This is a genomic window from Marinifilum flexuosum (assembly GCF_003610555.1).
Taxonomy (GTDB): Bacteria; Bacteroidota; Bacteroidia; order Bacteroidales; family Marinifilaceae; genus Marinifilum; species Marinifilum flexuosum.
In genome coordinates, this window is sequence record NZ_RAPQ01000012.1 from 1 (window position 1) to 10,784 (window position 10,784).

A 10,784-nucleotide genomic window follows, 5' to 3' on the forward strand; every position below is an offset into this window, starting at 1 on the left:
GTTCCACCAGCACAGGTTTCCTGGTCTGTTCCAAGATCCACAACAGGATTTGGATGAACTGTTACATTCACATCATCCGTTGCTGAACAGCCATTAGCGTCTGTAACAACTACTGAATAATTACCGCTTGCATTTACTGTGATGGTCTGGGTGGTTGCACCATTTGACCACAGATAGGTAGCGCCTGAATTGCCGGCATCTAAGGTGATAATATTTCCATCACAGGTTTCCTGGTCCAAACCTAGGTCAACTGTTGGAGGCATATTGACAATGATATTAGCATCATCCATTCCAACACAACCATTAACATCAGTTACAACTACAGAATAGTTACCTCCAATTGGAGTTAAAATGGCTTGAAGAGTTTCTCCATTACTCCAAACATATGATGAACCCGGATGTCCAGCATCCAACATAACAGCAACTCCATCACATGTTACTTTATCAGGTCCCAAGTTAATAACAGGATTGGAATGTACCCTTACATCAACATCATCTGTTCCAGTACAACCATTAATATCGGTAACGATAACAGAATAATTTCCTGCTGATTTTACAATTATGGACTGACTTGTTTCTCCAGTATTCCATAAATAAGTTCCTCCAGCAAAATTCGCCGTGAGTGTAACGGAATCTCCCTGACAAAATTCTCTATCAAGCCCTAGGTCAACTGATAGGTTTGAATTAATATCCACGCGAAGTGTATCCAAATCGGGTACAGTACATGGAGCAATGGGTTGAGCGCCTAATTCAAGATCTACATATCCATTAACTATATCAGTTAAACCTGGAGTATAGTTTGCATTCAAATTTTTGTTGTTATCAAAAGTACCATCTCCTAAAGTTCTCCAAACAAAAGAAGACTCATTTTGAACTGTACCATTTAAAAAGGCAATTCCTGATTCACAAATTGATAAATCTAAACCTGCATCCGCAATTACATGTTGAATTACTGTTACTGTCACATCCAATGGAATCTCTGCTAATTTGTACATACTAATACCATCAAAAGCAAATGCATTATCGCTACCTGAAGTAGATGTATTATTAATTTTAATATTTAATTGAGAATCCGTTCCCGAATAAACTAAAGTTTTATATTCTGTCCAATCACAAGGATTGGTAGTACTAAAATTCATAGCAACTTTACCATTAATGATTACCTCAAAATCGTCGTAACTGGAGTTCTTTAAATTTGTCACATTTAATGAGAAAGTATAATAACTATCTGCATCCACAGCAATATCCTGTTCCCAAACCGTTGTGTTTATATTTCCTCCTTCAACAATCAAAACATTATCGCTCGAATTGCCGGTAATTCCGCCACAATCGCTTTTATCTGAACCAAAAACATCTGTATCATTATCAATTGCATACTTACTACTTCTTGATCTACAAGACCATCTCCAAGGTCTGGAACAATAATAATAGTCACTCTGAAAGCCAATATTACCTAATGTAAAATCACCATTATTTACCAGTTCCAAAGTTTTATCTACATAAAATACTCTTAGATTATAAGTAGTAGTAAAATCGGGTGTCACCACTACTCGAGAAGAGAGACCATCTACATCCCAATTGAATAGAAAATCAGTTCCAGCATAAAGTTCTACTGATTCTCCTCTACAAATAATAGTATCATTTAGTGTAACAGGTGGTATTGTTCCAGATGAGCTAGTAATATTAATCATATCCATTGCAGAACATCCATTAATATCCATTACGCGAACTGCATATAAACCAGCTTTATCAACATTTAAATATCTTCCTCTCGATCCATCATCCCAAGTGTATCTGAAATGACTCCCCGCATCCAGCGTAATCACATCTCCATCATTAATCTCCTGATCTGGGCCTAAATCAACTGTTGGAGGAGGAACAAGGTTAACATTGATATCATCAGTAGCATTACATCCATACGAATTGGTTACTGTAACCGAATAATTACCTGCATTATAAACAATTATTTCCTGTGTAATCTCACCAGTACTCCAATGGTAGCTTGCTCCTGAAATACCGGCATCTAAAACAACTGGTTCTCCACTACAAACTGTTTTATCTGGACCTAAGTCAATATTCAAATTAGCATAGAATCCTACATGAACCGTATCTGATTCAACACAACCAAAAGCATTGGTCACTTCTACTGAATAGTCGCCATCTGCAGATACGGTAATGGTTTGCGATGTTTCACCTGTATTCCAAACATATGTTGAACCCAAATTTCCTGCATCCAATGTTACATCACCTCCCCCACAAGAAGCAATATGATCTCCAAATCCTATTACAGGTACCGGATTTAAATCCAATCTTAACTGGTCCGTTACTAATCCACAAGGTGAATTTGAAACAGCATTCGCCGTTAAAACCACAAAACCACTTGTTCTATCATTGATTCCGGGCAGATACCTTGAATTAACATCGTTGGGGTTTGAAAATGTTCCATCACCAGAGCTTGTCCAATAAAATCCGGTATTATTTGAAACCAAAGCTGATAAACTGGCCTGAACATTACCACATATTGTTTGATCCGACCCTGCATTAACCGTCGCAGGATCTACGACATTCACAGTCCTTGAATCAGGAACTTCTACCAAGGGGTTAAATGAAATGCCATCCAAGGCATAATCATTACCACTTCGAATCAAGTTCTTATTTACGATTGAAATTACAATGGAAGTTTTAGAACCAGAATACCATAATGAATAAAATTCCTCCCAATTACATGTTGATCCTGAACTTGGTTCGATATAGTCACCCATAAGAACACCATCAATCATGAACTCAAGACGAGCAGGGTTGGTTGGATGAACATTACATGCCCAAGTTGAAAATGCGTAATATTGGTTTGGATTTACTGTAATGGTTTGACTCCATACAACAACATTTTCATCAGGTGCGCCATTTACAATTAAGTAATTGTCTGGACTATTTCCAGAATGACCTCCACAAGGTGAAAAATTTGCATGATACTCATTCGGATTATCATCTACTGCATACCTTCCCTCTTCCCATAAAGATTGAGGATGTGAATGATTAGAGGAAGATAATATTGGATCGGGACAATAAACATATTCACTATAAAAACCTGTATTTCCATAGTCAAAATCACCATTTGTAATCAATTCTGTTCCTGTATCGGGAATAAAAACTCTAAGAGAATAGTTTGTAGTTGTTAAAGGTGAAACCGTGATGGTTTTTGACAAATCACCAGTATTCCAATTGTACATATAAGAGCCTGGTCGCGCCTCGAGTACAACAGATTCGCCTACACAAATTGTGGTATCACTTTGGGGGCTTACAATTTGTGCCGTCCCCAAATGATAACAAATTATTAATAAGTACGTAGAACAAAACAGTCGTAAAAGTTTATTCATTTCCCCTCCTCATTTTACTTAGGCTCACAATTCCCTCGCAATAATTCATTTTGACGAATGATTACTTTTATTTCTTTAACTACGTAAATTTAGTGATTAAAGTTTGCAAAACACTCAATTAAAAGCTAAGTTTTCTTAAACAAAAAATCATCTCATTGATAATGAGAAGTTTTGCACCACCAGATTATTTTATTCAAATTGAGATTAAATAGTAAAATTACATCTCACAAAAAGATTATTTTTCAATCAAAAATCTTCTAGAACACAATAAGGATAAGGGGGATAGCAACAAAATAAGGTATTTAAAATAAAAATAAGAGATTAAAAACCATCATGTGTTTTTCGCGAATCTTCACACAAATTCAACAAATCTCTGAGCTCTTTTTTAGTAAAGGAACGATATTTACCTGGCTTTAAAGTCCCTAAATCAATATTCATGATTCTGAGACGTTTTAGCATGGTAACCTCATAGCCTAAATATTCACACATTCTACGAATCTGGCGATTCAAACCTTGGGTAAGTATAATTTTAAATGTGTGATTATTTACCTTACAAACCTTACATTTTTTGGTAATAGTATCCAAAATAGGAATTCCATTACTCATTCTGCGAATAAAGTCGTTGGTAATTTTTTTGTTTACACGAACAATGTATTCTTTTTCATGATTATTTCTTGAGCGAAGAATTTTATTCACAATGTCACCATCGTTGGTCATAAATATCAATCCTTCACTCGGTTTATCCAATCTACCAATTGGAAATATTCTTTCAGGGTAATTGATATATGAAACAATATTGCCTTTAACTCGAAGGTCGGTAGTACATGTAATTCCAACAGGCTTATGAAAGACAAGGTAAATATTTCGAACAGTTTTGGTTACAACCTGACCTTTAACAGATATTTCATCGGAACTTGTAACCTTTAACCCCATTTCAGCTACTTTGCCATTCACTTTCACCTTGCCCGTTTCGATCAGCTTATCCGCCTCTCTACGTGAACAATATCCTGTTTCTGCAATTGCCTTATTCAATCGGGTATATTCCATTCCTTAAATCGCCTGTTATTAATATTTAAAGGTTGACAAAAGTAATGGAATATTTCATACCATCACTCCTCAATCATATACATTTTGTTGTTATCAACATTGTAATAAAGAGGTGCAACAACTATGTTTGGATACTTCTTGCGTAGTCTTTTTGCCTCCATGGCAACAAACTCAGCAGCATTTCCTACTTCGAACATTGGAGCAAAATTATTAAAATGTTCTTCTGCTCTTTCCTTGCTCCAGCCTCCATTATTCACCAATCCATCAATAAATTGTCCTTTCTTCGATACCAAATTAACCATTCCACAGTTGTTGTGTCCAATCAATGCGATATGCTTAATCCCACCAACCGAAATGGCATATGATACTTTAAATTCACTGTATCGAAGATTTGCTCCTCCCGTGCGAATGATATAGGAAAAGTTCTCTGGAATATTCAAATGTTTCCTATGATCCATACACATTCCTACCAACAACTCTGCTTTGGTATAATCTGTAAAAGGTCTTTTAAGGTTATGATATTCTAACAGTAGTGCAATAGGGGTATCCTGATACTTCGAAAGGATATCTTCCGAAGAATTAATTTCAATAAGCTGATTCATGGTAATTTTGACAATAGTTAATGTTTAGAACAGTTCTAAAGATAACCAATTGAATCTCTTTTGCAAATACTCCAAATTAAAATATGGATGATTCAGTATAAGTAGTGAATTCCTCTAAAAATCTCACACCCTTATTTGAGTTGCCTTTTTTATTCAATCGAGGACTCCAAACAACCATGCTATATTTACCTGGATGCACAACCGCAATTCCACCTCCTACTCCACTTTTTCCGGGCAATCCTACCTTAAAAGAAAACTCACCAGCCTCGTCGTACAAACCACAAAGCTGCATTACTGCATTAATTCGCTTTGACTTGCTAGAACTTATTATGTGATTGCCATTAACCGGATCTTTTCCATAATTGGCCAAGAACAAAAATGTTCGTGCCAATTCACTACAAGTCATCTCAATAGAACACAAATCGAAGTAAAATTCAATTACTTCATGAATGTTATTCTCGATATTGCCAAATGATTTCATTAAGTTACATAAGGCTGCATTTCTATGTCCTTTGGATTTTTCTGATTGAGCAATACGATCACAATAATCTATTTGGCTGTTGCCAGATAATTGTCTAACAAATTCGATAAAATCTTCCCTTGGATTTTTCAATTTACTCACTAACACATCAGCAATAACTATCGCTCCAGCATTAATAAACGGATTTCTAGGAATTCCTTCATCATATTCCAATTGAACCAATGAATTAAAAGGATTTCCTGATGGTTCCACACCAACTCTTTTCCAAAGCTCATCCTCTTCTATTTCAAAAGCTATTGTTAATGAAAGTAATTTAACAATACTTTGAATTGAGAACTTCTCTTCTGAATCTCCAAAATGGTAATTCATTCCTTCAACAGAACATAAATGAATACCAAATTTATCTGGCAATACCCCTTGCAATTCAGGAATATACGATGCAACTACTCCATCATCTTTATAAGAACTCAGCTTTGCATTAATATCGGTAAAAATCTTGTTGTAATCCATTGAAAAAGTCTGAAATCAAATTGCCTCAAAACTAGAAAATAGATTGCCTTAATCCATAATCTTCACACAGTATTTTCCTATTAATTGCAAAAAATTCTTCTTGTTTTAAAAAGTTGGAAAAGAAATGATTAATTCCTCCTCTAATACCTGAGTTATTCATCACTTTCCGTCAGATACGGTAAGGTAAAATAAAAGTTAGTACCTTGACCAAGAACAGATTCCGCCCAAATTTCACCTCCCATTTTAGTAACAATTCCTTTACAAATGGCTAAGCCTAAACCTGCTCCACCAGATAGTTTGGTAGTTTCTACTTCTGCTCTTTCGAAACGATTAAAAATCCTTTTAATCATATCGGGATGTATCCCTGAACCTGAATCCTTTACAAAAAATAAAAGGTTTCTATTTTGTCGTTCAAAACCAAATTCAATCTTTCCATGAGAAGTAAATTTCTTCGCATTACTTAGAAGGTTATCCAATATTTGTTTTAATTTAACCTCATCAGTGATAAGCTCTGCATCTGCTATAATTTCGCACTTTGTAAGGGTTAATTGCACACCATTATCAAGTGTTTCGATGTGAGAAGAAAAAACCTCATCAAGCAAATTGTTCAATTTAACCTTTCCTCGTTCTATCGTAATATTTCCAGTTTCTATTAATGACAAGTCAAGAACATCGTTAACCACACCCAATAGTTGATTCGAACATTTATGGATGATATCCATATATCTTTCTCTTTGCTCTTTACTTAAGTTTTCACTCTTTAACAGCTCCACAAAACCGACAATCCCATTCATAGGAGTTCTAATTTCATGTGACATGTTTTGTAGAAATGCAGATTTTAAGGATTCACTTTTTTTTGCTTTTTGTTCTGCTTTGCGGATTTTATAAAGATTTTTCCTTAAATAAGCATAGAATAAGAGTCCCGAAGCCAATACATAAAACCAGCCTTTATATGTTTGAATCACCGTTAAGTAATGAATATCATATATTAATGATTTTAATGCTCGATCGGAAAATAATATCCAGAAACCACCAATGATCAGATAGCTAAGTAAAAATTTATATTCGAACTTTATTTTCGTATTTTTCACAACCTCAAATCAAATAACAAAAAAGATCTAAATAAAGTCTACAAAAATAATTAATCCAATAACATTAAACAACTGTCAATTAGATCACAATGGATAATCCTAAAACAAAGGTGAAAATTACATCACTTTACTAATCTTCAAAAATATTGTACTTGGCTTTTCTTTCTTTCCATCTTTCCTTGGCATATTGTTGCATGTCTACAATCTTATCACGCTCATCAATAATTTCCAAACCAAGTAAAGTTTCAATGATATCTTCCATGGTAACAATACCATCCATTCCACCATATTCATCAACCACTAGGGCAATATGTTCTTTTTCACTTAGCAGCTTATCCCAGGTATTTAGGAGCGTTTGAAATTCAGGTACCACAACTATTGGACGAATCAGATCTTTTAACTTCAAATCCGTTTGTCCCTCTGCCAACTTCTCAAATACAGTTTGTCGAAACACATAGCCAGTAATATTGTCTTTATTTTCTTGATAAACAGGAATCCTTGAGTAATACAAGTATTTCTTTTTCCCCAGAAAATCTTTCAATAACATATTTTCATCAGCCACTTCTACAACCACACGAGGTGTCATTACTTCCGTAACATTCAAGCTTTTTAACCTGATCAAATTTTGAATAATTCTATTCTCCTTTTCTTCGAACACACCTTCCTCAGTTCCAATTTTAGCCATTGCTGATATTTCTTCACGACTCACAGAAACCTCATCTTCACCACGAGAAAATATTTTTGAGATATAGCCAGTTAAAACCACCAAAGGATATGTTAAAAACACCATCGCGTTAATAATCAAACCAGAAACAATGGCCAGATTCCTCCAATACAATGCTCCTATGGTTTTTGGTATAATTTCGGAGAATATCAAAATTAGAAAAGTTAATACTGCCGATATAACACCAAAGTAAACCTCTCCAAACAGTTTTGTTGCTTCAGCACCTACTCCAGCTGCACCAATTGTATGCGCTATTGTATTTAATGAAAGAATGGCAGACAAAGGCCTCTCAATATTCTCTTTTAGTTTGATAAAAGTATTGGCAGACTTTACTCCATTTTCCTTCTTCACATTCAAAAAAGAAACTGGCGTAGAAAGAAGTACCGATTCCATTACTGAACACAGAAAGGAAACAAAGAGTGCTAAAAAGAGGTAGAAAAACAGAAGAAACATGTTGATTTTTTTGTTACAAGTTATTTTGCCCCAAAATACTTCTTTTTACTGATTTTTAATCAGCATAATCCCGAATTTTAGTAATTCAATTGATGTTCTTGTTTTCCAACAATTTGAAATCGCTTGGATAAGGAGTTTCCTTCCTCATCAACAAATGTTATCAAATGCTTTCCCTCTCCCGGAGCAATTTCTAACTGATGATTCCCACAAGTTATTCCAATAAACTCTCCATCAAGATGCCAATAAACATTTGTATTAGGATCATGGTGGGCAATTTCAAATACAATTTTCTCACGTTTACCATCCAATCCAACTGGCACAAATATCCTGTCATTTGATTTGGGATAAATCAATTCCATCGCTTGTGATTCAGCGACTCCAACACAATCATCCCTAAATGGCGGTAAGGGTCTGTACAATGGATTTCGTTTTTTATAATACCATTCCATTGCAGGTGGCAAAACAAACCATGATCTGTGTACCATCTTATCCACATTTTCACAATCCGAATTTACCCTATATCTTTTGGTTGCATCCAAATGAACTTGTTTGTGATAAGGACAAACATTTGTTTCCAAACCAGATCTTCCTATCCAAACCGTATCAACCTGATCGCACCATCTTCCTGCTCTGTGTCCGCTGTTTCGACAGATTGGAACCAATTCCATCTCGTCAACAGGCTGTTGGAACCATTCGTTTTTGGGTAATAAATCGAACACATCAAACATGATGGGTGCAGCAGCTCCGACTCCAGTTAAACCAGGTCGACCTTCTCCATCGGCATTTCCTGCCCATACACCAACTACATAATCCGATGTTAGACCAATGGCCCACGCATCTCTAAATCCAAAGCTGGTTCCTGTCTTCCATGCTATTTTTTGCGATGAAGAAAAAGATCTCCAACCACTTTCTCCATCTGGACGATTGACTTCTAACAAGGCTTCAAATGTTTGATAAACGGATGATGCTTTTAAAAATGCTTGAGAATCGGGGTTTTTCCATTGAATTGAATCCCCTGTATATCCAAGCGCCTGAAATTCGTTGGAATAGTAGACACCATCATCAGTGTTATAATGATTCAAAATTCCAGCCATGCTCGCATACATGCTACACATATCCCAAAGACTTCCCTCAGCTCCTCCCAATATTAGCGACAAGCCATAATGACCAGCTGGTCTGTTTAAACTAGACATGCCCATCTTTTTCAGAAAGAAATGAAATCTTTCCACCCCATAATCTTTTAGCATTCTCACAGCCGGAACATTTAAGGATCGAGCCAATGCTTTTTGAGCAGGAACTGCTCCATTGTATCTTAGATCAAAATTTTTAGGTGAATAACCAGCAATTTGAGTAGGAATATCTGCAACCAAAGTATTGGGTAAAATTTCACCTTCGTTTAACATGCTAGCAAATAAAAATGGTTTTAAAAGGCTACCGGTACTTCTAAGCGAACGAATAATATCAACCTGATTACCATGCTTTCTTTTTCCTGTATTTTCAGTGTTTCCTACATAAACCAAAGTTTTTCTGCTTTTGGTATCAACTACCAAAACAGCCATATTGTACACCTGATTTGCCTCAAGATTCCTTTGGTGCCTTTTCACAATTTCGTTTACCCTGTTCTGCAAACCAAAATTGATGGTAGAAACAAGCCTCTCCCCTTTATTCTTCTTATGTACCTGGTCTAGCAAATGTGGTGCAACTCTTGGCAAATGGTGAATTTGGCGCGGAATATCTTCTAGTTTTGCCAACTCACAAGTGGTCGAATCAATCTCTCCAATTCTGTACAGTTTTTCCAATAGTCCATTTCGTTTCCTTTGCAATATCTCACTATTCTTTCCCGGATAAATCAAAGATGGCGCATTTGGCAAAACAGCCAAAGTTGCGGCTTCTGCCCAGGATAATTCATCGGGTGTACGTCCAAAAAATCGCCAGGATGCAGCTTCCAATCCTACTACATTTCCTCCAAAAGGAGCATGAGAAGAATACAAAGCCAAAATCTCTTCCTTGGAATATCCTATTTCCAATCGGAATGCCAAAATCATTTCCAGAATCTTACGAAACACCGTTCTCGATTTGCCTTTCTGGGAAATTCGAATCAACTGCATACTAATGGTACTTCCCCCACTTACAACTTTCCCTGCTTTTAAATTTTGAATGAGCGCTCTTCCCATCGAAACAGGATTCACTCCAGGATGAGAATAAAAGTATTGATCCTCGAAAGCCAATAGTGATCTCTCAAATTTCTTTGGCACTTCTTTTATTTCAGGAAATCTCCACTGACCATCATCTGCAATTCTGGCTCCCAACAGTTTACTTTCCTTCGAATACAAAATTGTTGAGTACGGATCATGAAAAAGTTGCTTTGGCAATGAAAACCAAAACAAAATCAATAACAGAAAAAATGCCAACAATAAAATGCGGCATTTTCTCGATTTACAATATTTTACATTCAATATTTTCATCAGAAATAAACCTGTCAGTACTACATATCCTAAC

Annotated in this window: 7 protein-coding genes; all 7 read right to left on the bottom strand. The window is 35.8% G+C overall.

From position 1 onward, the window contains the following. On the bottom strand, window positions 1-3,377 hold a 3,377-nt coding region (locus tag BXY64_RS17995; RefSeq protein ID WP_211334546.1), incomplete at its 3' end, for a hypothetical protein. A gap of 321 nt (window positions 3,378-3,698) precedes the next feature. Beyond that, on the bottom strand, window positions 3,699-4,424 hold the full coding sequence (locus BXY64_RS18000) for a pseudouridine synthase (RefSeq protein WP_120241378.1): 726 nt from the start codon (window positions 4,422-4,424) through the stop codon (window positions 3,699-3,701). Window positions 4,425-4,486: 62 nt separating this feature from the next. Beyond that, window positions 4,487-5,026: a carbonic anhydrase gene (locus tag BXY64_RS18005; protein WP_120241379.1), complete on the bottom strand. Its 540-nt coding sequence runs from the start codon at window positions 5,024-5,026 to the stop codon at window positions 4,487-4,489. Window positions 5,027-5,102: 76 nt separating this feature from the next. Beyond that, complete coding sequence (locus BXY64_RS18010) at window positions 5,103-6,017, bottom strand: glutaminase (protein WP_120241380.1); 915 nt, start codon at window positions 6,015-6,017, stop codon at window positions 5,103-5,105. A gap of 152 nt (window positions 6,018-6,169) precedes the next feature. Beyond that, on the bottom strand, window positions 6,170-7,108 hold the full coding sequence (locus BXY64_RS18015; RefSeq protein WP_120241381.1) for a sensor histidine kinase: 939 nt from the start codon (window positions 7,106-7,108) through the stop codon (window positions 6,170-6,172). A 130-nt stretch (window positions 7,109-7,238) separates the two neighbouring features. After that, window positions 7,239-8,285 carry a CNNM domain-containing protein gene (locus BXY64_RS18020; protein WP_110360150.1) on the bottom strand — a complete coding sequence of 349 codons (1,047 nt, stop codon included), beginning with the start codon at window positions 8,283-8,285 and terminating at the stop codon, window positions 7,239-7,241. A 77-nt stretch (window positions 8,286-8,362) separates the two neighbouring features. Further along, entirely contained in the window at window positions 8,363-10,750 is a 2,388-nt protein-coding gene (pbpC, locus tag BXY64_RS18025) for a penicillin-binding protein 1C (RefSeq protein ID WP_120241382.1), read from the bottom strand. Between the last annotated feature and the right edge of the window lie 34 nt (window positions 10,751-10,784).